The sequence below is a fragment of the Mesobacillus sp. genome (genome assembly GCF_057785455.1).
This window is the reverse complement of the sequence record NZ_JBYNSB010000023.1, coordinates 118,509-143,470: the sequence shown is the minus strand read 5'-3', so window position 1 is coordinate 143,470 and position 24,962 is coordinate 118,509. Positions and strand designations below refer to the sequence as shown.

General features: G+C 39.5%; 21 protein-coding genes. 1 reads left to right on the top strand and 20 read right to left on the bottom strand.

The window, feature by feature from the left end; translation table 11 throughout:
• Positions 1 to 28: 28 nt before the first annotated feature.
• The 20 genes from AC3EBE_RS08795 to AC3EBE_RS08700 all read right to left on the bottom strand — a co-directional run bounded on the left by AC3EBE_RS08795 (position 29) and on the right by AC3EBE_RS08700 (position 23,076).
• A complete protein-coding gene (locus AC3EBE_RS08795; RefSeq protein WP_488594642.1) occupies positions 29 to 1,429 on the bottom strand; it encodes a nucleoside recognition domain-containing protein in 1,401 nt (466 codons plus the stop codon).
• Positions 1,429 to 2,124: a FeoB small GTPase domain-containing protein gene (locus AC3EBE_RS08790; protein WP_488594641.1), complete on the bottom strand. Its 696-nt coding sequence runs from the start codon at positions 2,122 to 2,124 to the stop codon at positions 1,429 to 1,431. The genes AC3EBE_RS08795 and AC3EBE_RS08790 overlap by 1 nt, the downstream gene beginning before the upstream one ends.
• Positions 2,117 to 2,368, bottom strand: coding sequence for a FeoA family protein (locus AC3EBE_RS08785; protein WP_488594640.1), 252 nt, complete (start codon positions 2,366 to 2,368; stop codon positions 2,117 to 2,119). The genes AC3EBE_RS08790 and AC3EBE_RS08785 overlap by 8 nt, the downstream gene beginning before the upstream one ends.
• Positions 2,369 to 2,921: 553 nt before the next feature.
• Positions 2,922 to 3,452: a chromate transporter gene (locus AC3EBE_RS08780; protein ID WP_488594722.1), complete on the bottom strand. Its 531-nt coding sequence runs from the start codon at positions 3,450 to 3,452 to the stop codon at positions 2,922 to 2,924.
• Positions 3,452 to 4,039, bottom strand: coding sequence for a chromate transporter (locus AC3EBE_RS08775; protein WP_488594639.1), 588 nt, complete (start codon positions 4,037 to 4,039; stop codon positions 3,452 to 3,454). Before AC3EBE_RS08775 ends, AC3EBE_RS08780 begins: the two co-directional genes overlap by 1 nt.
• Positions 4,040 to 4,064: 25 nt before the next feature.
• A complete protein-coding gene (ggt, locus tag AC3EBE_RS08770; protein ID WP_488594638.1) occupies positions 4,065 to 5,678 on the bottom strand; it encodes a gamma-glutamyltransferase in 1,614 nt (537 codons plus the stop codon).
• A gap of 239 nt (positions 5,679 to 5,917) precedes the next feature.
• Entirely contained in the window at positions 5,918 to 6,901 is a 984-nt protein-coding gene (locus tag AC3EBE_RS08765; protein WP_488594637.1) for an ABC transporter ATP-binding protein, read from the bottom strand.
• On the bottom strand, positions 6,864 to 7,871 hold the full coding sequence (locus AC3EBE_RS08760; protein WP_488594636.1) for an ABC transporter ATP-binding protein: 1,008 nt from the start codon (positions 7,869 to 7,871) through the stop codon (positions 6,864 to 6,866). The genes AC3EBE_RS08765 and AC3EBE_RS08760 overlap by 38 nt, the downstream gene beginning before the upstream one ends.
• 9 nt (positions 7,872 to 7,880) lie before the next feature.
• Positions 7,881 to 9,425 (bottom strand): ABC transporter substrate-binding protein, encoded by a 1,545-nt coding sequence (locus AC3EBE_RS08755; protein WP_488594635.1) that lies wholly within the window; start codon positions 9,423 to 9,425, stop codon positions 7,881 to 7,883.
• 47 nt (positions 9,426 to 9,472) lie between these two features.
• Positions 9,473 to 10,372 carry an ABC transporter permease gene (locus AC3EBE_RS08750; RefSeq protein WP_488594634.1) on the bottom strand — a complete coding sequence of 300 codons (900 nt, stop codon included), beginning with the start codon at positions 10,370 to 10,372 and terminating at the stop codon, positions 9,473 to 9,475.
• A 17-nt stretch (positions 10,373 to 10,389) separates the two neighbouring features.
• Positions 10,390 to 11,331, bottom strand: a complete 942-nt coding sequence (nikB, locus tag AC3EBE_RS08745; protein WP_488594633.1) for a nickel ABC transporter permease — start codon at positions 11,329 to 11,331, stop codon at positions 10,390 to 10,392.
• 565 nt (positions 11,332 to 11,896) lie between these two features.
• Positions 11,897 to 12,346, bottom strand: a complete 450-nt coding sequence (locus tag AC3EBE_RS08740; protein WP_488594632.1) for an Lrp/AsnC family transcriptional regulator — start codon at positions 12,344 to 12,346, stop codon at positions 11,897 to 11,899.
• A gap of 153 nt (positions 12,347 to 12,499) precedes the next feature.
• Positions 12,500 to 12,640, bottom strand: coding sequence for a hypothetical protein (locus tag AC3EBE_RS08735; protein WP_488594631.1), 141 nt, complete (start codon positions 12,638 to 12,640; stop codon positions 12,500 to 12,502).
• A 13-nt stretch (positions 12,641 to 12,653) separates the two neighbouring features.
• On the bottom strand, positions 12,654 to 13,307 hold the full coding sequence (locus AC3EBE_RS08730; RefSeq protein ID WP_488594630.1) for a class I SAM-dependent methyltransferase: 654 nt from the start codon (positions 13,305 to 13,307) through the stop codon (positions 12,654 to 12,656).
• A 218-nt stretch (positions 13,308 to 13,525) separates the two neighbouring features.
• The gene (locus tag AC3EBE_RS08725; RefSeq protein ID WP_488594629.1) at positions 13,526 to 14,710 is read right to left on the bottom strand and encodes a macrolide family glycosyltransferase; all 1,185 of its coding nucleotides are present in this window, start codon (positions 14,708 to 14,710) and stop codon (positions 13,526 to 13,528) included.
• Entirely contained in the window at positions 14,707 to 15,147 is a 441-nt protein-coding gene (locus AC3EBE_RS08720) for a helix-turn-helix domain-containing protein (RefSeq protein WP_488594628.1), read from the bottom strand. The genes AC3EBE_RS08725 and AC3EBE_RS08720 overlap by 4 nt, the downstream gene beginning before the upstream one ends.
• A gap of 537 nt (positions 15,148 to 15,684) precedes the next feature.
• Positions 15,685 to 19,191, bottom strand: coding sequence for a tetratricopeptide repeat protein (locus AC3EBE_RS08715; RefSeq protein ID WP_488594627.1), 3,507 nt, complete (start codon positions 19,189 to 19,191; stop codon positions 15,685 to 15,687).
• Positions 19,192 to 19,344: 153 nt separating this feature from the next.
• Entirely contained in the window at positions 19,345 to 20,325 is a 981-nt protein-coding gene (locus AC3EBE_RS08710; protein WP_488594626.1) for a TniB family NTP-binding protein, read from the bottom strand.
• The gene (locus tag AC3EBE_RS08705; protein ID WP_488594625.1) at positions 20,318 to 22,435 is read right to left on the bottom strand and encodes a Mu transposase C-terminal domain-containing protein; all 2,118 of its coding nucleotides are present in this window, start codon (positions 22,433 to 22,435) and stop codon (positions 20,318 to 20,320) included. The genes AC3EBE_RS08710 and AC3EBE_RS08705 overlap by 8 nt, the downstream gene beginning before the upstream one ends.
• Complete coding sequence (locus AC3EBE_RS08700; RefSeq protein WP_488594624.1) at positions 22,435 to 23,076, bottom strand: TnsA endonuclease N-terminal domain-containing protein; 642 nt, start codon at positions 23,074 to 23,076, stop codon at positions 22,435 to 22,437. Before AC3EBE_RS08700 ends, AC3EBE_RS08705 begins: the two co-directional genes overlap by 1 nt.
• Positions 23,077 to 23,145: 69 nt before the next feature.
• Here AC3EBE_RS08700 and AC3EBE_RS08695 point away from each other — a divergent pair, with 69 nt between their 5' ends.
• Complete coding sequence (locus AC3EBE_RS08695) at positions 23,146 to 24,951, top strand: TniQ family protein (RefSeq protein ID WP_488594623.1); 1,806 nt, start codon at positions 23,146 to 23,148, stop codon at positions 24,949 to 24,951.
• The last annotated feature ends 11 nt before the right edge of the window (positions 24,952 to 24,962 follow it).

Genomic DNA, 24,962 nt, shown 5'->3' with positions numbered 1-24,962 from the left:
AAAAGTAATCTGCTAGCTACTCTAATATTCATACCAATCCAAAGTACCTGGCAGTTTGTGCAATAGCGAAGGTAACCCCCAGCGCAATAACAGTCGGAATGAGGAAGGAAATAAAAGTCCACTTTTTGCTTTTTGTTTCTTTGTAGATATTGATCAGGGTCGTTCCGCACGGATAGTGCAGAAGCGAGAAGAGCATCATGTTCAATGCTGTCAGCCACGTCCAGTTATGCTCGAGGAAGATTTGCTTGATGTTTTCAATCCCGCCGGCGTCGACAAGCTCGCCTGTTGAAAGGTATCCCATCAGCAGCACCGGGAGGACGATTTCATTGGCTGGCAGCCCGATGATGAATGCCATCAGGATATACCCATCCAAACCCAGCATTTGTCCTAATGGATCTAAAAACTGCACGATATGCATCAAGATGCTGATTCCATTCACATCGATGTTCGCCAATATCCATGTCAGGATCCCCGCGGGCGCTGCCACCTTCACAGCTCGGTTCAGGACCGCAAGCGAGTTGTTCAGAGAAGAACGAATGACGGTATCAAAGATCTTCGGCTTCCTGTACGGAGGCAGTTCAAGCGTATAGTGGGTAGGCACACCCTTAAGCAATGTTTTTGATAGAATCCAAGATACAGAGAAAGTGACGATAATACCAAATAATACTACGCCAACAATGACCGATGTGGTAACGAGTGATTTAAATCCGCCTGTAAAATTAGCCGCCATAAACAGTGAGGAAAGTAAGATAAGTGTCCCCCATCGGCCGTTGCATGGTACGAAATTGTTTGTCAGGATGGCCAGCATCCTTTCCCTTGGCGATTCAATGATCCTTGTCGACATCATCGCTGCAGCATTGCAGCCAAAGCCCATCGCCATTGTTAAGGATTGTTTGCCGTGCGCTCCTACAGTCTTAAACAACCGATCCATGTTAAACGCTACCCTTGGCAGATAACCATAGTTCTCCAATAGTGCAAATGTCGGAAAAAAGATTGCCATTGGCGGCAGCATGACGCTGATCACCCAGGTAGTTCCCCGGTAAAAGCCCAGCACCAATACGCCGTGCAGCCACTCCGGAGCATTCAGCATCCCAAAGAGGATAGTAATATATACTTCAAGCCAGCCGAAAAATTCTGCAAGCATCGCTGACGGCACATTCGCGCCGGCAATCGTTAAATAAAATACCGTTCCAAGCATGAGCAGCATAATCGGGAAGCCCCATATAGGGGAAGTTAAGATTCGATCCAATTTTTCCGTCCGCTCGTCATGCTTTGTCTTTGTATAGCGAACACCTGCATTGATCGTTTCCTTGCTATTCCTGTACAAGGCATCAACAATTTTGTCACGCGTCTCCGTCGAGGTATATTTTTCAGCTTCCTGAAAAAGGTCATTCAACAACTGCTGTTTTTCTAATGCTGTATGCTCCATCAGCTTAGGGCCTCCTTTGGTTGATGCCTGTTCCCCAATTCCTCAAAAAGCTTATTATCCCCATCTAAAAGTCTTAAGGCTAGCCATCTCGCAGGCACTTCATTTCCAAATAACCGTTGAACCTGTGGTAAAAGGGCCGCTATTTTTTGTTCGATTTCTTCATCGTAGGTGATTTTTGCCGGGGAACATGGGATCACACCATTGATCACTCTTTCGATCGTATCCAAGAGCAGCGGAAGGCCTGTTTTATTCCTGGCTGATATCTTGATTACAGGAACCCCAAGACGCCTCATCAGGATTTTCTCATTGATTTTAATGCCCATTTTTTCCGCTTCATCGATCAAGTTGATGCAGACAATGACTTTATCCGTCAGCTCCAAAACCTGCAGAGCCAGGTTCATATTCCTTTCCAACGCAGTGGCATCAAGGACTACCATGGTAAGATCGGGTTTATCAAAAACAATATAGTTTCGTGCTGTTTCTTCATCCAGTGAATTCGAAAAGAGCGAATAAGTACCCGGCAAATCAATCATCAAATACGATTTGCCTTTGTATAAAAATGTACCCTCTTTCACATCAACCGTTTTCCCCGCCCAATTACCGGTATGCTGCTTTAACCCTGTAAGTGTGTTGAACAATGTACTTTTGCCTGTGTTAGGGTTTCCTGCTAACGCAATCCTGAACTGATTACCCATGATTGACCAGCTCCCCTTCAATGCATGTGCTTTCTTCTTTTCTCAAGGCGATTGCTGTACTGGAGACCCGAAACGCAATTGGATCACCCAGAGGACTCTTCCTAAGGACCTCGACAATCGCTCCCGGCACAAAACCCAGATCCAATAATCTTCTGCGCATCGTTCCCTCCAGGCTTAGTTTAGAAATTTTAATGAAATCACCTTTTTCTCCATCAAATAGAGTCAATATTTTAGTCCTAGCCATCTATTTTTCCTCCAACTCACTGTTTTTCCCTAATGCAACTTTTTGTTTATTATATGTTCCAGTGTTCATATTGTCAAAATTATTATGAAAAAGCTTCGGTAAAAAAATGGCCCTTTTTGCAGACGAAAAAAGCTTGCAGGATGTCCTGCAAGCTTGCTGTTGAATGTATAAAAAATTGTATTGCGTAATCGTTCTCAGGTATCACACTTTATAAAAAAAGGCTCTGCTTAATAGGCTGTTGATTTTCGTTCCAGGCGCTTCGCTTTCCTCTGAAAAATTATGAAAAAGCCCAATTGCCGGCTTTTTCAAGAGCAAATTTTTCTTGGAGCGTGCGGTGAGCCTCCTCGTCGCTTTGCTCCTGCGGGGTAAATTGGCCCCTTCTTTACGGGCCATTTCTACCGGGGTCTCACCTGCCCGCTTCATCCCGAAGGAGTCTGCACGCCTGGAACGAAGAGAAACAGGACTTAAAATCAACATTGGGGTATATCAAAGCTATAAAAAAGATTGGGAAGTTACTTTTAACCTCCCAATCTCTTCTATTTCATAACCCCTCTTAACTTAAAAACACAGCCCCATAACCAAGCGCACCCAAGATCATAAACGCGGGATGGAGTTTTACTTTTTCCATCAGGACATAGCTGGCAACAATCAGGAACAATGTTTGCCAGACGCCGATATCGAAATACGAGCCTGAGAAGAAGTTATACGCCATGACTCCAAGCATGACAGCAATAGCTGGCTTTACATACAGCGTCATTTTCTTCACTTTTGGTGAATCCTTGAATTTAAACAGCAATCCAAGCAATGTGATCATCAGGATGAGTGAAGGCGCGACAGCCGCGAATACCCCGACAAATGCTCCTAATACCCCGCCTACTTGATAGCCAATATATCCAGCCATTTTGGTAGCGATCGGGCCTGGCAGCGAATTGCCGAGCGCCAGCACTTCACTGAATTCCCCAACCGTCAGCCAGCCGTAGCGGTCAACCACTTCATTTTCAATCAGAGGAATGGAGGACGGCCCGCCACCGTAGCCTAAAATCCCAGGGATAAAGAATGCCAAAAAGATTTTCCACTGAATGATCATACCGTTTTCCTCTCAGGCACCACAGCTTGTTTTTCTGCCTGTCTTTCTTTTTTCTTATCCGGTCCAAAGAGTGCCCAGCCAAGCAGCAGCGCGATCAGGATGCCTGGGTGAATTCCAATGACTTCCATTGCAGCGAAGCTTATGGCCACCACAACCAGGTTCCCTTTCCAGCCCATCCCCTTCTGGCCGTTCTGGAAAAATTGCCATGTCAGCACAGCAAGCATGACTCCTACAACTGGTACAACTGCTTTTGTCATCCCCAGTACCCAGGGCTGGTCTTTATAAGCCGACAAGGAAGTGAGCAGTAAAATCATCAAAATGATCGTCGGAATAATCGATGCGAGCAAAGCATTTACAAGCCCCAGGACTCCTGCTACCCGATAGCCGATGTATCCAGCCATCTTTGTCGCAATCGGGCCTGGCAACGTATTGGCAAGCGCCAGTACATCTCCAAACTCTTCATCGTTCATCCAGTTATACTTTTCAACGACTTCTTTATGAACAAGCGGAATTGAAGAAGGGCCGCCGCCATATCCGAGCATCCCTACCCGGAAAAAAGCCATGAAGATATTCCATTGTTTCATGTAAAATCAAATCCTTTACAAATGATTACCAAGCGGCAATCGTTCCATCTGTCCTTGGTTCCGTTCCTCCAGTCAGCACCCCTGTCTCAGGATCCCGCCAGATAATCTGCCCGCGTCCAAAGCTGCCGGAGTCAGCCGCCACCTTGATATTATGGCCTTTTCTCGCCAGTGCTTCTGCAATATGGGAAGGCAGGGAGCGTTCTACTTCAATCGTCTTCCCTTCCATCCACTGCCATCTTGGCGCATCAAGTGCCGCTTGCGGATTCAAATTGAAATCAATCGTATTCATGATCACCTGGACATGTCCCTGAGGCTGCATATAGCCGCCCATAACACCAAACGGACCGACCGGCTTGCCACCCTTGGTCAGGAAACCAGGAATGATTGTATGATATGTTTTCTTGCCAGGTTCAAGGCAATTTTCATGATCTGGATCCAGCGAGAAATCATGGCCGCGATTTTGCAGGGCGATTCCTGTTCCAGGCACGACAATCCCTGAACCAAAGCCCATGTAGTTCGACTGGATGAAGGAAACCATATTTCCTTCTTCGTCTGCAGTTGCCAGATAAACCGTGCCGCCCTTTGGCGGTGTCCCCGGCTCCGGAGTCAGGGCTTCTTCGCCAATCAGGCCGCGGCGCTCCTCAGCATACCCCTCACTTAGCAGCTGTTCGACACTTACACTCATCTTATCTCTTTGCGTGATATATTTTTTCCCATCAGCAAAAGCAAGCTTCATCGCTTCCATTTGCTTATGGTAGGTTTCTGCCGTTTCTTTTTCGTTAAAATTAAAGCCCTTTAAAGTATTCAGCGCCATCAGGGCAATCATCCCCTGGCCATTAGGCGGGATTTCCCAGACATCATAGCCGCGATAGTTCACACTGATTGGATCGACCCACTCAGGTTCATAGGCTGCCAGATCTTCCTTCCGGATGAAACCGCCATGCTTTCTTGAAAACTCATCAATTTTGTCAGCGAGATTCCCTCTGTAAAAGGATTCGCCCTTCGTTTCGGCAATTTCCCTTAGGGTAGCAGCATGACCTGGCGAGCGCCACATTTCTCCCGCTTCCGGCGCCCTGCCATCAGGGGTGAAGGTGTTAAACCAATTCTCGTATTCTTCGCCTTTGAACAAGTCTTTAAAAATAGCAGCGGCACGCTTCCAGTACTTGCCAAGGATTGGGGAGATCGGGAAGCCATTCTCCGCATATTGAATCGCTGGTTCCAGAACCTCACTCAATGGCAGTTTGCCGAATCTCTCAGAAAGAGCAGCCCAGGCACTCGGAGCCCCTGGAACCGTCACTGGAACCAGGCCAAACTTTGGCATGGATTCGTGGCCAAGCTCCTTCACAGCGTCAATCGTCAAGCTTTGCGGAGCAGGTCCGCTTGCATTAAGGCCATACAGTTCTCCCTTGGTCCAGACAATCGCGAAGGCATCGCCGCCAATCCCGTTCGAGGTCGGCTCAACGACCGTCAGGCAGGCAGCCGTCGCGATTGCTGCATCAATGGCGTTTCCGCCTTTTTTTAAAATATCCAGCCCCGCCTGTGCAGCAAGCGGCTGGGATGTTGCCACCATCCCCTTTCGCGCGACAGTCGCCATGCGCTGGGAGGAATACGGATAATTCAAAGCATCATAATAAGGCATAACTTTCCCCTTCTCTAAATCTATGTTTTAAGGATTCATTCAATCTATTATTTAGGCTCTTTTCTCTAACTTTGTTGCTATTGACTACGCAATAGAATCGAATTACTCAAGTTTCTTCCCTAACTTAATGCTTATTATTAGAAAAGAGCTTGCTAACTTAGTACCGTTATACGAAATGGCTTTTATTCATGTTAAAATCGGCTTTTGGATTTTAACAACATTCTTTACGAAAACAGCCATTATTTAAGATGGCAGGCGATAAAATGCCCTTCCTCAATTTCTCGCCACTCGGGCCTCTGCTGTTTGCAAAGATCGGTAGCAAGCGGGCAGCGCGTGTGGAAAGCACAGCCTGCCGGAGGGTTCGTTGGACTCGGCAGGTCACCCTTCAGCTTGATCCGTTCACGCTTTTTCCCTACTACCGGGCGAGGGATGGCAGATAATAGCGCATCTGTATAGGGATGGGTTGGATTTTCATAAAGCTTATCAACCGGAGCAAGCTCAACCATCTGGCCAAGATACATCACCAGCACCCGATCACATAAATGCCTCACAACCCCGAGGTCATGTGAAACAAACAGATAGGTCAAGTCATGCTTTCCCTGCAAATCCTTCAAAAGCTTGATCACCTGTGCCTGGACAGAAACGTCCAAAGCAGAAACGGGTTCATCGCAGACAATAAAGGAAGGGTTAATCGAAATCGCCCGTGCAATCCCGATCCTCTGGCGCTGCCCTCCGGAAAACTCATGCGGATAGCGGTCGTAATGCTCTTCCTTAAGGCCGACTTCGCGCAGCAGTTCAACAACCTTCGCCCGGCGTTCCCCCGCGGAAAGATCGGTATGGATGATGAGCGCTTCTTCCAATGCGTCGCCTATTCTTTGTTTTGGATTAAGGGATGCATAGGGATCCTGAAAAATCATTTGCATATCGCGCTTATATGACTTCAGCTGCCGTGATGATTTCCCACTGATATCATCACCTTTAAAAATCATGCTCCCGTCAGTCGGTGTTTCCAGACCGAGAATCGTCCGCCCGAAGGTTGACTTGCCGCAGCCCGATTCTCCCACCACACCAAGCGTTTCACCTTTATAAATGTCAAGGGTGATTCCATCGACAGCCTTCACATGGCCTTTTACTGTTTTAAAAATCCCGCCTTTTACCGGGTAGTGCTTCTTGATGTTTTTCAGGCTATACAACACTTGTCGTCTGGTAGCTGTGCTGCTCATTTCCGTCCACCTCCTGAAGCCAGCATCTTACGGCATGGCTGTTTGTCCTTTCAAATCTTTCGGGAGAGCTTGCCTTGCATTTTTCCATTGCATGCGGACAGCGGGGATGAAACCGGCAGCCGCTGATCTGTTCGTTCAAATTCGGGAGCGTCCCCGGTATCGGATTTAATTCAAAATGGGGATCATCGACATTCGGCACCGATGAGAGAAGACCTTTTGTATATGGATGCTGCGGGTCGTTGAAAATCGTTTCAACATCCCCCTCTTCAATGATCTCCCCTGCATACATGACGATCACCCGGTCAGCCACCTCGGCTACAACGCCCATATCATGGGTAATCATAATGACACTCGTTTCGAATTCTTCTTTTAGATCATTTAAAAGGTCGAGGATTTGAGCCTGGATCGTTACGTCCAATGCCGTTGTCGGTTCATCGGCAATTAAAAGCTGAGGATTGCAGGCAAGGGCGATGGCGATCATGACCCGCTGGCGCATTCCACCTGAAAGCTCATGAGGATATTGGTTCATCCGCTTCTCCGGCAAAGGAATCCCCACCTGGGTCAGCAATTCAATTCCCTTTTGATGTGCTGCTTTCTTTGAAAGATTCCGGTGAATCATCAATGGTTCACGAAGCTGGTATCCAATTGTAAAGGTTGGATTAAGAGCGGTCATCGGCTCCTGAAAAATCATTGAAATCTCATTGCCGCGGATTTTCCTTTTTTCCTCCTGCTTAAGTTCCAGAAGGTTTTTTCCGTTAAATTCAATTGCCCCCTCCGACCGCGCATTGCTCGCCAAAAGTCCCATGATCGACAGTGCCGTGATGCTTTTCCCGCAGCCTGACTCTCCAACGATACAAAGTGTTTCCTTCCGGTCCAGGGAAAAAGAAATACCGCGAACGGCAGATACTTCGCCGCTCGCAGTCTTGAATTTTGTTACCAGGTTTTTTACATCTAAAATGGTTTCAGCCATTTTGTATCCCTACTTTCTTTCACTGTTGTAAAGAGTCCACTGGCCAGTAGGTTCAAGGTTGATTCCCTCAACTGTTTTGTCGCGGACGATCGTAGCAATACCATGGTAGATCGGTACAACCGGCAGCTCAGATAATACAAGCTCATTTGCTTCCTTAAGGATCTGCTTGCGTTCTTCCTGGTCAACAGTCGCGCGTGATTGTTCAATCAGCTTATCCAGTTCAGGATTGCTGTAGCTTCCCACATTCGTTTCACCGGCATTTTTGGAGTGAAGTCTTGGGAATAACAGCTCACTGCCGTCGCCTGTCACGTTGGACCAGCCAGCAATTGTCAGATCGAATTTCCCTTGCTTGGATACATCAAGATATGTTCCCCATTCCAGTGTTTCAATTTTTACATTGAAGCCAACTTCAGCAAGCTGAGCCTGGAACACTTCCGCCATATTCATATAGTTAGGTGTGTTTGCCACAAGCAATTTAATCTCCTGGTCACCAAAACCATTTGCTTCGACGATTTTCTTTGCTTCTTCAGGATTGTATTTAGGTGCTTTTTCCTCTGCTGATTCGTCATATCCGAAAAGCTCAGGTCCGATGAATGAGCCTGATTTCACGCCGAGCCCGCGAAGTTTGTCAACATAGCCATCACGGTCAAGAGCATAAGCAACCGCTTTGCGGAATTCAGGATTTGTCATTGGCTCTTTTTTCATATTGAAAGCAAGATAGTAAACCGGAGTTCCATTCTTTTTATCAATTTCAACGTTCTTAATTTTTTCAACACGCGGCAGAAGTTCAGCAGCGATATTATCCATGAAATTAACTTTTCCAGTTTGCAGCATAGAGACAGCCGTTGTGACTTCAGGTACAACCTTGAATGTTACCTTCTCAAGCTTTGGCGCTCCCTGCCAGTAATCCTTATTGGCTTCAAGTACGATATCCTCGCCGTTCTCCTTCGCTTTGAACTTGAACGGGCCTGTTCCTACAGGGTCCTTCATCAAATCCTGCTTCTGGTCAGCAGCCGGGCTTACGATTGCAGCATTTGAGTGTGTCAAAGCAGCAAGCATCGGACCGTATGGCTTTTCCGTTTTAAGGACAACAGTTTGTTCATCCTGTACTTCGATTGACGAGATTGGTTCTAATAGCGATGCACGCGGAGCAGCTGTTTTTGGATCTTTGATTTTGTCAAAAGTATATTTTACAGCCTCTGCATTGAAATCCGTTCCGTCATGGAATTTGATGCCTTTCTTCAAGGTGATCACCCATGTATTAGGGTCAGGGTTTTCAGCTTTTTCAGCAAGCAAGCCCTTCACTTCGCCATTTTCAGCATCACGATAAAATAGTGTTTCGTAAATTTGCTCATTCACCGATGATGATACAGAGTCATTTGTCATGATTGGAGACAAGCCAACAACCTTAGAAGTAGTAGCATACGTTACTTCCTGCGCAGCCTTGGATCCATCTCCACTTTTTCCGTTTGACGCACTGCTACTGCAACCCGCTAAAGCAAAGGCTAAAATAAAAAACAATGCCAGACCTTTAAAAAGAAATTTTTTCCCCATCTCGTTCACTCCCGTTTTTAATTGATCATTGCAGTTTCTCTTACCGTTTAATTATCTAAATTCATTCCTGGATCAAGCGCATCCCTTAACGCGTCACCGACCACATTGAAGGCGAAGACGACGAGCATGATGGCAATGCCGGGAATTACGATCATATGCGGTGATGTCCACATGAAATCCTGCCCTGCTGAAATCATCGCTCCCCATTCAGGAGTTGGCGGCTGGGCACCCAAACCAAGGAAACTCAATGATGCTGTTGATAAAATCGCTGTCGCCATCCTCATCGTAGCGAAGACGATGATCGGCGCCATACAATTTGGCAATACATGCTTGAACAATATTCTCGCATCGCTTGCCCCGAGTGATTTCATCGCAAGGATATATTCTTGCTTTTTTACCGATAGAACGCTGCCGCGGACAATTCTCGCACATGTCGGAATCGACCAAATGCTGATGGCAATGATGACATTGACAAGGCTTGTGCCCAAAATCGCAATGATCAGCATGGCAAGGAGAATTCCCGGGAAGGCAAATAATAAATCTACAAATCTCATAATCAGGCCATCCAGCTTCTTATAGTAGCCTGCCAAAAGCCCGAGCGTCACTCCGCCCAGCAAACCGAGTGTCACTGCACCGATGCCGACGATTAACGAGATTCTTGCACCGTATACAAGGCGGCTCCACATATCTCTTCCAAAGTTATCTGTTCCGAGCCAGTGCCCTTCTGTGCCGGGCGGCATCTCAGCGAGTGCCAGGTTTTGCTTTACCGGATCATGTGACACAAAAACCGGTGCAAAAATGGCAAGCAACACTTGGATAGTAATGATGATGAGGCCAACGATTGCCACTTTATTCTTAAGCAGCCTCTTCCATGTCTTGAAAAAAGAATACTCCTTTTTCTTTACTGGAAGGACTTCAACAGCGGAACCTGCTGTTTCGATTTCCATGCTATCCTTCCTCCTTTTTACTCGTAGCTGATCCGTGGATCAATGAACGCATAGACGATATCGACGATCAGGTTAACAAGAACGAACAATGTTGCGACCAGCAGCACAGCTCCCTGTACCATCGGGAAGTCACGGGCAGCAATCGATTCAATCATTAACCGTCCTACACCATTGATGGCAAAAACCTGTTCCGTAATAATTGTCCCACCGAGCAGAAACCCGAAGTTCAGGCCGATGACTGTAATGACAGGAATCATCGCGTTACGCAAGCAATGAATCATGACAACCGACTTTTCTTTTACACCCTTAGCTCTTGCTGTCCTGACGTAATCTGCCTTTATTACCTCCAGCATCGCTGAACGGCTCATTCTGGCAATCATCGCCGCTGAACCTGTCCCAAGCGTAATCGCTGGTAAAATCAGCTCTTTCATCCCTTCAATCGTCCACAATGGAGAGGTCAGCCCTCCTACTGGCAGCCATTGCAGATTGACTGCAAAGACAAGGATCAAGATGGCGCCAAGCCAGAAGTTTGGAATCGAAATCCCCGCCAGCGCTACAGAGGTAGCGGCTGCATCAAACCAGGAATTATGTTTTAAAGCAGAAATGATTCCAGCCGTAACACCGATCACAATGGCCACAATGATGCTGGCAATTGCGAGATTAAGAGTGTTAGGGAATCTGGTGATTAATGCTTCTGAAACAGCTTCCTTCGTTTGGAACGAGAAGCCAAAGTCACCCTGTACTACTCCTTTGAGATAATCGAAATACTGAACAAGAACTGGCTTGTTCAAACCAAGGCTTTCCCTGATCCCCTCGATATCTTCTTTTGATGCTGTCGGTCCGCCAATAATGCTCGCCGGATCTCCTGGGGCAATATGCATGCTCATAAAAACAATAAAAGAGATCCCCAACAGGAGCAGCAGCAGCTCTGTAAATCTTCTTACTATTAAGCCTAACAACTCTTTCCCTCCCTTTTAAAATAGGCTCTGTTAAAGCTTAATGTTGATTTTAACTCCTGTTTCTCTTCGTTCCAGGCGCGTAGACTCCTTCGGGATGAAGCGGGCATGTGAGACCCCGGTAGAAATGGCCCGAAAAGAAAGGGCCATTTTACCCCGCAGAAGCGAAGCGACGAGGAGGCTCACCGATCGCCCCAAGAAAAATTTGCTCTTGAAAAAGCCGGCAATTGGGCTTTTTCATAATTTTTCAGAGGAAAGCGAAGCGCCTGGAACGAAAATCAACAGCCTAATTTAACAGAGCCTAAAAATAAGAAAATAACTTCCTCATTCAACCGATTCCAGAAAAATGAAAGCGGCGACATTCTCATTACGTTTGTAAAGCAAATGTTAATTTATGATTAACAAACGTAACATTTTTTAATTTTTTTCAATTTTAAAGCATATTCAGAATATTGTCTATATACTATTCCAAAATAGTTCATTATACTCATTTTAAGAAGCTATTTCGAGTGCCTAAATAATAAAAAAGACTCATGAAGGCACTCCTTCATGAGTCTTTCTGAATTATTTATAGTTTCATGCCAGTACGGCTTTTAAAACGTCTCAGCATGATCTGGCTCTCTACCCTGCTGATCCCCTCGACTGCATATAGTTCATTATTGATGAACTTTTCGAGCGAGGCAAAATCTTCAACAAGGACATGCATATGTAAGGTGCTCGGCCCAGTCATTTGGTAACAGCTGGCGACATTCGGATTATTCGCCAGGTTTTCAGCCACAGAAACCAGGAAAGCCGGCTCACAGTCAACCTCAAAAAAAGCCGAAACCTTCTTTCCTACCGCCTCAGAGTTGATCACAACACTGAACTTTTCAATCACCCCGGACTCCTCCATCCGGTTGACCCGCTCCCTCACAGCCACCCGCGAAAGATTCAGCTCCTTGCCAATATCCGCATATGAAATTCTCCCATTCTCCGTCAAAAGAGAAAGAATCTTCCGGTCCATATCATCTATTTTCATAAAATCACCACACATTCTTCTAGTCCTCAATACTAACTTATATAATAGAATTTCCACACTGACAGTGCAATGATATTTCGTTTATTTAAATTGGTTCCAATTCGTTTGGAGTGTTTTTATAAAGTTTAAAATTAAGCTACAATAACAGCGAAATCACCGGCTGTGATTTTTCAAATCCTCCCGTAATTTCTTAATTTCATCCGTTTGGTCGAGTATGTTATTATTCATTCTCCTTAAAGCATCATAAATGGCAAAAATACCTGCAAAAATCAAAAACCCAAATAATAAATCCATATATCCACTTCCTTTAAGGCAGTTTTCTAGACAATATTTCCAGCGTACTGTGATAGTGGGGCTGACCATGGGCAATATCCAAAAAATATGACTTAGTGAAACTGATTGTTTCGAAATCAGCTACTAAACTTTCAAGCTCTCTTTCGGTATAAAAGTGATGATACATTGACGCCTTTTCATTGAAATATGTATAGTCATCCACCTTTTCACAGCTTCCCTCCATTCTCTTCAAACTTGGGTCATTGTCATCAAACACATTAATATAAAGTAAACCATTTACCTTTAACCCTTTTTCCAGCTTATGCAGGATATTTTTTATTTCATCAGGGTGGAAGAAATTAAGGATGCTTGAAAGAATAATTAAAGAGTATTCTTCCTTTATAATTTCACATGTCCTGATATCATCTACTCTTGCATCTATTGATACATTATATTCATCTGATAGCTCATTACACCTGTTTATAGCGGTTTCGGAAATGTCCACACCTTCTACTTCATATCCTTGCTTCGCGAAAAAAAGCGCATTTCTTCCTTCCCCAACCCCGACATCCAGCACCTTCCCTCCTTTTGAGACTAGTTTATAGTATTGTAAGAAAATCGCATTAGGTTTGAGCCCCCATAAAATATCTGCCTTTTGATATTGTTTTTCCCATAGCCCTTGCTTCATTTCGTCGCTCCAGTTTGGTTTTTCCTAATTTTAACATATAAACCTACAATTTTTACGGACATAGTATACTAAATCTAAATAAAAAACCCTTTAAGATAGCAATCTTAAAGGGCTCATAACAAAACTGGATGACTTTATTTTGATAAATTTAGCGGAGAAATTCACTTTCATGAACTATAGCTGCTGCAGCTGACCGGCGTTAAAAAGTGAATTATTAATTATGTTAAGTTCTTCTCAATTTTCATCAAGATTACCTCTGCTGCTGCCGCCGATCCGCCAGCTTCTCGGAAGTTCTTTGAAAGTTCCTTGGCATTTTTTAGATAGCTAGGGTTTTCCAATACTTTATCTACTGCTGCTGCCAAACTTTCTGGCTTACTTCCTCTTAATTTGACTCCTGCCCCAAGCTCGGCCACCCTGTCAGCCACTAGCCCTTGTTCACTATGCAACGGAAAAAGAACCATCGGCACTCCGAAATAAAGACTTTCATTAACACTATTCATTCCACAATGGGTAATAAATACATCAGCCTTTTGTAAAATTGATGTCTGGTCCAAGTGTTTTTTTACTGTAAAATTGTTTGGTATGTGCCCAAGAGAAGTCCTCTCTGATTTTTGACCAATTGACATAATGATTTCATATTCACTACCTGAAAATGCCTTAATACAGCTTTTATAGAAATCCTTATTTTGATTGAGTACTGTTCCAAGAGAAATATAGATGATTTTTTTATTCTTTTTAACCACGTCCATCTCCGGAGCCTGGCGGATTGAAGGGCCGACAAAGGCATACCTATCTGAAAATGTTTCAGCCAATGGCTGAAATTCTTTCGTCGTATAAACAATGGTATCCGTATTATTATCATTTTGAATAAGTGATGCAAAATTATCGACGTGGTATCCATGATTCCTCAGCAGTTGGATTTTTTTTATTATTCGCGGCATGCCGATCACCATTTGAACCATTTCTTTTATTCCGCGTTTCATAAGTTTGGCAGTATGCTGATTAAAGGCAAATGTTGTGGTTGAACAGACAAATGGTATCCCTAATTTGTCTGCAAATAATTTTCCCCAAATGCTTAAGGAATCAGAAACTATACAATCTGGACGAATTTTTCTTAATTCCATACATACTTTTTCATCCATAGCAATGGTCGTGTCGACAACCATCTCAATTAATGCTGCAAAATCTTTTCCAGCCTTTCGATTCAGTTCTGCTTCGGATATTGGCGGTAAGAACGGATCACAAGAAATAAACTTGGCACCGGCTCCTTCAATTTTTTCTCTAAATTCCATAAACGAATAGTACCAAACTTCATGTCCTCTGCTTACTAATTCAGAAACTACAGGAAGAGTCGGATTTATATGACCATGTGCTGGAATTGAAAAAAATATTATTTTATTCATTCTGATTCCTCTGCAGCAGCTTCGGCTTTACGTATCATTTCCGCAAATTCATAAAAACGATCACTCTTTAAAATAGCTATCCCTTTTGTTTCATCTTCCCCTAAGACAACAAGCTTATCTCCAGCATTAAGCTGATACATGTCTCTAGCTTTTTTTGGAATGACAATCTGTCCCCGTTCGCCTATCTTCACGACACCAAAGAACTGTTTCCCCTTTGGGCCAAGACGCTCTAAATCTTGTTCACTTATATCGGAGGATAATTGATTCAACGTTATTTGAAAGATATCAGCTAACATTTTACTTTTATTTATATCAGGCAATGCCTCATCGTTTTCCCACTTTGCCACAGTTTGCCGGGATACATTTATCCTCTCAGCTAGTATTTCCTGGCTCATTTTAATCTTTTTACGCAAAACACGAATATTCATACCAATCATAAATTCATCTCCCTATAAAATAACTATATAGAAGACTTTGGAAATATTCTACCAATATTAGACAACATTTTTTGTTAATAATAGTGGCAGAAATTAATGGCTGGTTCTTATTTCTATTCGATGGAACTCAAAAAAATTTCCGGCAGTTTGGAAGACAGTGTACGGGAGAACTCGAGGATGATTTGTATCAATTAAGACAAGCTCAAGGGGTTGCTATAGCTACGTTCCTGTTAGTTTTTTAAGAGTAAAGCTTCGTAAACTGTAATAAAAAAAGTCCTTCGAGATAACTATCTCAAAGGACTAACCACCTAATACAAACAACCTTCAATTAATCTTGAACAACTCAGCACATTAAATGTAATTTTTCTTAATTAATCGGAATGACGTGCTACTTATAAAACCTATCGTATTTTTAATTTCTTCATAAACTTCCGGAAGGAGATAATTCCTAATAAAGATTATCTGGTAATTTTCATAATTAAACGGAAAAAATAAATCCCTTTTTTCAGAATTAACCGGAAAAAACGCAGCTTATTATTAAGACAACTTAGTATCAATTATTGTTAGTAATTCATTTATGAAACCTGGATTTTCGCTAAATATTTCTTCACATTTTAATTTAAATTTTTCCAAATATCTCTTGTCTTTATTATCACCTTGTATTACCTCACATAGAAAATCCAGAAATTCTATATTTCCATTAACTAATACAAATTGTTCTTGTGAAGCCCAGTAAAGGACTTCTATTACGATCGAGAAAACATATTCTCTATTTACCTGTGCCTCCATTAAATAACCAAATAGCCATTGAACTTCTCCGTTAATTTTAAATTGATTTTTCTTCAGGTAATAGATGTAAACTTCTTTTCTTGCTGTGATAAAACGATAGCCAATCATTATTAATTTTCCTACCATGTGATAATATTCTTCTTTGTTTATAAGTTGTTTGGAAAAACAATAGTTGATGAAATCATATACAGAAAAAGATTTTACATCTTCACCTTTAGCATAATCCTTAATAATGTAATTATCTATCATGAAAGAAAACAAACTATCTTTACATAATTGAACCTGGTCATCAAATATTATATTATTTTTTTTATCGTTCGGCTCTATATTAGACTTTCCAAGCTTTTTCCCATTTTCATTGATCCAATCCATTATATTCTTCATTTTTAATAGTGACTCTTGAACCTCAGATGGCGACCATTCATGTCCTAGAATTCGATCATTTTGATAGGAGATGCTTTTAAGTCCTTTAAATTGCGATAATTTCAACTGAGAATACTCAATGAAAAAAGTATTAAACTGTTCTTGATATATATAGAAGTTAAAATTTCTCGCAAAAGTGTCTAACATCCCTAAATAGTCTAGTGTAAAAATTGAAAAAAGATCACAAACTACATTTTGGGTTTTTGTTATATTTCTTAGCCCTTCAGTGACTTCACTAATATCTCCTGATACATTAACCCAAAAATAACTGTTTGCTTGATTCACCACATGCCCCCATGTTAAAAAGGGTTCTCCTTTAGTCCATTCTGATAAAACTTGTAAAGGTAATCTATTTTTCTTAAAAAGATCTTCTATTTCTTTTTGTTTTGACTCTATGTCCTTTAATTTATCAATAAATTCCCTTGCTAACTTCCCATCTTCTATAGCTTTGTATTGTTCAAAAAGTGGTTTTTCATTCGGGAAGACTTCGTGAAATGAAGAAAACACTTTTTGATAAGCATCTGCATACTCTTTTTGCGTTACCTCTATAAATTGAGAAATTTGAATATAACGCCAAAAATATGTCTTCCAAACCTCTGGATTTTTCTCACCATATTTAAAGGTTTTATATGCATAATCCAGGGCTTTTTCATATTGCATAGCATCTATATAGGCTAATGAAAGTAAATCTAAATCCTCAATAGTGGCATTTTCTGCTACTTTCATTTCAGCCATTCCAAGAGTATTTAAGCATCCTTCAGTATCACCAAGCCGGAATAGAGAACTGGAGTATCTAAATAAATAGTGAACAGTATCTGTTGAGTGATATAGAATCTCATACATTTCTTTAGATATTTCATACCATTCGGCTTGATAATAAATTGTAGCTACCACATCTTGGACAATTAATGAAGGGTTTTTTATTTCATTATGATAGAAATAAAGTATTTCCGTGTATTTCCCTAGAATATATAATGAATTAACATAAGTGTTTATTAACGTGTCATGTTGCTTCCAATGAGGAATAGTAGGTATTAATATTATTAATTTTTGATGGTCATCTTTTGAATTTCTTCTCTTATATGAATCCACCAATAAAATATTTACCTCTAGTAATTCCTGATCTGTGAGCTGCTCAACAGCAGACTCTAAGTTAGAGATAGCATTATTCCAATCATTTTGTAATATTGAGTAATACCCATTGATAGCATATTTTAGCGGGTCGTTTTTAGTTTCTTCGACAATTTTTATTAGATCATTTATTTCTTTATACTTAAATAATCTGGATAGGACCTCTAGTTTTAAAAAATAATAATCGATTTTAGATATGTTATTATTTTTATTTTCATAATTAATTAATGTTTGTAACGATTCCTTAGGATTCCCTGAATCCAAATAAACTCTAGCTAATAGTATTACAAACTCTTCACTTTCAATATTCTTAATTAGCTCACGCAAGACCATAATTGCATTATCCCAATCCTTGCTGAGAAACATGGACCATAACCAATTGATAAGGTATTTTCCACCTTCCTCCTCAGAAGAATGTTTATATACTTCACCATAAAAAATAGCTGCTTCTTTAAACCTTTGAGAACGAAAATATAATGCGGCAAATAATTCATTAACTCTAAGTAATTGTCTTTTGTTCTCATTATTTTCTTTTACTATTTCTAACAACGGTGTTACTTGTTTCAGAACTTCTTCTGGATCCACCAAATTACCTTGGTGAATCTCTTCTTCAAGTTGCATTGTATACGTTTCTGCAAGTAATAAGAGCCAATCTTTTGAGTCGGACTCCTGTTCAAGAGCTTTTTTAACTACTTCTATTACTTTTTCGTATTTCTTCGCTGCTAAAAGTGTTCTTGCATGTATTTCATTGAGACTTTCGTCTCCGTGTTTCTCGATTTCCAAAAGACACTCTTCATATTTCTCTTGCAATAATAAAATATTCAAATGTAATTCAACGTTCTGTTTAGTATAACCTTCTTCATTAATGCTTTTTTCAATAAGTAGGTTCGCTTCCTCTAATTTCTCCTCAAATATATTAATTAGAGCATAAAGACGATTTTTCCTTGGTCCATCATCACAATATGTGATAGCAGCATATAAGTATGGTATCGCATCTTTGGTTTGACCTTCAATAATATAACTGTTTGCTAATACTGCGTTTAATTCAAGACTTTCTAATCTATTATATGTGTGTTTAATTCTTTCTTCCGCTTTTTTCCTAGCAGTAATTAATTTTCCTTTTTGAATAAGTTCCTTTAAATCCTCATACCCAACTGGGCCGAGTGTATTATATAGTGTTGATTGAACAGTTTCCTCAATCTTATTTATATTTCTTTCATTTTGCTCTTCTAATTTTTCAAAGCCTAAACGTATCTCATCTCTCATTATATCTATACTAAATAAAATATTTTGAAATTCAGGATCCCAATTTTTCTCTTTATATTCGTTTATTTTTAAAAGTATTAATTTAAGAAAGGGTAAAATTTTGTCTTCATGTTCAGGAAATTGTTCAAAATATGGGTCTAGAAAGAAATGCTCATTGCTAAACCCGTCATCACTAGTACCCTCTATAATCCACCTAAAAATCTCTTGTCTAATTAGACTATCATCTAGGATATCCTTGATTAATTCATCAGGCAAATCCAATAATGCTTTTGCATCATCTACAGCGGCTTGAAACATTAAAGTCATTTTTTGAGGGTAATTGTCCTTAACCCATTTATCTTTAAAATCCCTATAAACTTTAGCATTTTTTAATTTAGGTATTGTAAAGGAAACAAAGGCAGTTACCAAGGGCTTTAAAAATATACTTAACTCCATTTTTTCACCTGACCTATCTATTTATAGTTACTTTTTAAGATATATTAAAAATGTAAAGGATTCCCATAACATTATTTTACCATGGATATCTATTATTGTTTTTATTAAGTACCAAAAAAACCATTGCCTCTGCAATGGTTTTTAATTCTTTGATTATTTAGCCTCTTTACTTCTAAGCTTCTCTAATTCAAAAGCTTCCACTATATTGAAATTCTTTATAGTAAAAGGATTAGAGACAAACGGGCGTGTAGATATATCAAGTTTGTTAAACGCATCATAAAGATGATTTTCATCAATTGAATCGTTCCCGCTTTTCGCTGCTAATCCTGTTGCTTCATATAAAATTTTATTTAAATGTGAAGGCAGCCCGTTAGTCGCATAGTACAATTTATCGGCTAATTGCTTGGATGCCAGTGAAGACCTATCTACAAAAGGCATCCTCTCATCTATACTTTTTAAGAATGCCCTGAACTCAATTTGCTCTTCTCTAGTATAGTAATGAAAACCTTCCATGGTAAGCTTCATAAGGAACCGTCGATCAAGTTGGGAATTGAATTTAAATATTTTTTTCGATTCCGGAAATCCGCATAAGATAATAGGAATACCAGCCTCATCGCAAAAGGATTTTACCCACTCTGACGCTTTATTTAGTACATGTTGTGTATCTCTATCTAATAGATGCTGAAATTCATCTATTATAATCAATTCAACCTTGCATCTCTTTATAAAGTTCATTAACCTGCTTGTTTGACTAATCTCTGTCCCCTTTTCGTAAGCTGGATCTCCTAAGGAATAAAGTAGTTTGGATGCAACTGATTTTGGGGTGGCCCCTACTGGAACTTTTGAGTAAAGAACGGGGATGACAGTATTATTATTAAGTAGCTGTCTTGGAAAGCGGCTAGTGTACTCCTCCAAAACAGTAGACTTTCCAACTCCCGCTACTCCTGATAAAAACAGTGAATCAGGTTTTACCGAACCTTGCGAATAGAAATGAATATCTTCTATTTCGGAAAGTAAATTACTATAATGTGGATGAGCAATAACCATTCTCTTTACATGCTCTCTTCTTTTTCTCACATCATCCTGGCTTGCTGGTGTACCACTCAATCGTTTGAAAGGTATTTCTTCATTCATTCTCCGCCAACTCCTTTTTATCCTTTTTCATAGTTACATCCCAACTTGGAAGATCTTCAACATCAGTGTCCTCGTATTCGATATACCAATTGTCCTCTTTAGAGACTTGAGCTTCAGATTTCTTTTCATTCTTTTGTTTTTCTGCGGGTTCTTCATTAATAATTCTTATTTCATCATTAATTGAAGGAACATTAATATTACTCTTAGTTGTAATAATAGCGTTGTTATTCGAAACACCTTGTATAGATTTAAGGGCAGTTTCAAAGATGAAATCAGAGTCTTCATTATTGGAATGGATATGTTCTTTATTTCTTTTCAACTTTTTAATTTGCTTTTCATCTTCTTCTCGTATTAATAGCATTTTACGTTTTGCTTTTGCTCTGTTACTTGGACTGAATGTTTTTCTTATCTCCGTTCTTTTTTTAGAATCTAGTTCCAAAGCCATAAGGGGGACAGGCAAGTTTATGTTTACTTTTTTTCTCTTTAGTCCAGTGAATCCCGCCACAATATATTTATTATTTATTGGGTCATACACATACACTTTTCTCATATCGCTTAAATCGAACCTAACACGTACTTCTTCATCCTCCCGTTTGAATTTTTCCAAAAGGTTCTTTAGTTCCATTAGCTCTTGACTATGATAATATTCATTTTGAATTACTACTCCTTGCGGCTGTATGGTCCTTAATTTTGATCCGCCCATAAGAATTATTTTTAAAGATTCCATACTTCTTGGAATCTGAAGCATAAGACGTTTATTATCTTCAATTCCCTGAACCCAAAGGTTGTGAGGAGAATTACCTCGCCTTTTATCGAAACGATTAGCTACAATATCAACCATGCCGAGATGCGCCATATAAATAAATCCCTGAATAGTAATGCAAGCATTACCCTCAGAATCATATCTGCCTTTTTCAATAAAATTTGAAAAGGTAGTACCTTTTTGATTATGTATGAACGTGGTATTTAAGCTTCTAAATGCTCTTTCAATCGTTCCCTTTTGATGACCTGCATCAATTTTGCAAAATTGAACCTCTTTCACACCTAACTGAAGGCATGCCTCTTCAAATTCATAGGAGTCATTGACACTTGCGTTATCAACCACAATAGTATGTGGAATGCCATGTGCAACCCATTCGTTTTCAACTAAGGGATATAACTCTTTTAGATAGGTTTTGGGCATTATTAAATGAATTAAGCATTGTTTTAAAGCCATGCTGTTCACTGGTTTAAAAGTAACAAAAAAGCCCATAGGCATACCAGTACACTTATCGACGGCATATATTAAGTTTGGCCTTTTAGATTGAAGATCAGCAGGATCAATCAACCTGAGATCAACTGGAGTCCAGTCAATTTCTACTCTTTGTAGAGGTCTTGTTGCAATAACCTCTTCTTTAACTCCATCCCTTTTTAATTTAGCTAATACTGAACCCTTTTTAGGTAGATCAACTTTATAAATATCCACTAACTCCATAAATCTCCTTCTTACTTTCGAAGGAGAAACGTAATTTAACTTTTCAGTTTCTTCTCTATTTAAATTTTCTTCTTCTATCCTTAGCGCAAACTCCGAATGAATATCTTCGATAGTATACTTTAGTCCTTGATACACATAATGCTCTAAATAGTGATTTATAGTACCATCCAAGATTGTTTGAATTTCTTTTGAGATTTTCGGCCCTTTGGGGCCAGACTTGAATGCCACAAGTGCTCTTATGTCTTCTGCACCTTCCCATCTTCTCTTCCATTCATAAAAAGCTGATTTTTTTACTTGTCCATTTAATGACTCTAAATAGGCCTTAATTTCTGAGGGTAATATTTCACCTTTTAAAACAGGTTCTAATATTTTATACCGTCTGATAGCTTCATTCTTTGACTTTTCATCCAAATCCTCTATATTTTCTACTCTTATATATTCTTGTTCAGCTTCTTTCTTTCTGAAGACTAGTAATCCTTCCCACCATAATTTCAGCAGCTCATCTTTTTTCCATAACTCGGTCTGCTGATAATTTAAATTCTCTAATTCATAATCTCTTTCTAACTCTTTCCTTACTAAATATTCATTGTCTTTAATTAAAAACCTAGAGCCTGCAGAAAAATAATGGCCTGCCATTAATTACGCATCCTTTCAACAATGGATTTATCACTAATTGGAGATGAAATAAGATCCATTGACACTTGATGTGTATATATCAAGTGATATAAATTACTTTCAATTTCTGCTTCATCAAAATGTTTGAGACACTCTTTTAGAGTAGCTATGTTAGTTTTCCCACCCAACCGTTCTAGTGTTCTAAGAATTTCATACATAACTTTCCTGTTGGTCGATTCTGGTCTTACTTCAGACAATATATCGAGGTTGTCAATTATAAAACCTTTTCTAATATCCGGCTCTGATACCACCACATAATTCATATTTCTTTCACTGCAGTATTTTATTCCAACTTGAAACTTAATTTTATTCTCTTCATCCTCAGTTTTTTTTAATGCCTTGACCTCGTATATATACTCCTTCATATCACTCTTCAAAACGAGAAAGTCTGGATAATACTTACGTTTTTTCCCCTGATAGACATAATTAATTTTTATGGGTTGGAATTTGAATGATGAAACAGTTGGATCAAAATCAAGGAGTTTAATAAAATCTCTTTCCAGGCTACTTTCCCAAGGAATCATTCGGTGCATTTTGGTGCTATTATGCTTTCCTCTAATGCTAAGCTTGCTGCTGGCTTTAATTTTCCTTGAAGGTTTCATTAAATCACTCCTCTGTCTACATAATTTTAAGCAATAAGGAAAATATAGGATAAAAGGTCAGGTGATTTTATGTTGCTTTTTTATCCAAAACCTTATTCACAAGAAACGCTATTAAGTTTTATATACAGGGTAGCAAGAGAACACGAGATGACTAATCCTGATTGGATATTTGATTTAATTGAAAAGAAGTTATCACTTCAAATTGCGCCGGAAAGAGTTAATTGGTTAATGGGAGATGAACTAAAATCTGTTTCTGAATTTCTTGGAATATCGTATGAAGATGCAGAGAGGTTAACTGTTTATCATCATTTTGAGAGGCATAACATAGAAGTTCGCAAAGAATCTAAAAACATTTGGTTTTTATATAAAAAAACCAGGTTCTGTCCTTTGTGTCTTAAAGAAGCAGGATATCAAAGAAAGTCTTGGATTAATTGTCACTCGATTATATGTGTGGAACATAATACGATGTTATTAGATGCGTGCTCAAATTGCGGAAATATTCAGACTACAAAATCCATTATACAAGATGAATGTACAAATTGTAACAATAAACTCTCTAATTCACCTATGAAAAAGGATTTTCCAAATGAATTCGTCGATTATCAAGATATATTAAATAAAATACTCGAAAATAATAAATTGTTAACATCAATCGGGTGGATAGAAGATTCTACAACTTACTTAAAAACCTTGGATTTTTTAGCTCTATGGGTTGTAAAAATGATTCCAATTGAACAACTCTCAATACCCCAATATGATATGAACTTTACAGGCAACATCCTTGAGAGAAACCACTTAAGAAATTATCGTTCAATTGAACAAGCCGCATGTTTATATAGTTATGTTTTTAACATAATTAATAATTGGCCAGCTAATTTTATTGAATTAATAAGAATAGCCGAGAGACATAATGATTGTTCTTTCCGCAGTTTTATTGAGTATGGAATTCCAAGAATTATTAACACTCCCTTGTGGGAGATTTCTAGATCTTTCACCAATTATGTAGCAATCGAAAAAGGGAATTTGCCTGTTAATCAATACGTAAGAGCCGATGAATTACGGTTTTTATACCCAAAATTCAATGGGAGTATTACTAATTCAAGTCTTGTAAAATCCAAAAGATTAAGTATTTTAAGTTCACACCTAACAGTTATTGATAGTGATGAATTGAAAGCTTTTATGGTGCAATTTGAAAATAGTTACACTAAAGAGGAATTGAGAGAAAAGTGGGGAACAAGCGCAAAGGCTACTTTTGCGATTTTAAATGATGGTCTTATTGAAGGAGCTTTTTGCTTTAAATCTGGAAGTGCAAATAACTGGGTTATTCCTAAGTCTTCAATATCTGAATTAGAAAAGAAAATTAAACAGTCATCTACAAAAAATATAAGTAATCCAACTTCATTGAATCAAGCAATCGAATGGATAGGTCCAGATAAGGCATATTTACTATTTAAAAGATTGCTAAATGGTTCTTTAAAATATGATTACAATAACAAAAAAATTTCCGACCTCATTCTTGATAAAAAAGAAGTATATTATCAAATTAGTAAAGATATTCTTAAACTTAATGAACATTCTAAAGTGATTACACTTCGAGATGCAACATTTTTACTAGGTGTTAAACAATCTGATATTCAGTATTGGATAAATACAGGCAGATTTGGGTCCTCAGAAAATGCTATGACCAATGTTATACCAATTAAAAATTTCATGAATTTTCATGAAAAGTTTATAACAACATTAGAACTCTCTTTTAAGCTTAATCTCCAAATAAAACAAGTAATAAAAAAAAGTGCTAATGGTAAACTGAGTTCTATATCAGGTCCCCAACACAATGATGGAAAAAGACTATTGTATTTACGCCAGCTCATCTAAATAGTGACTAC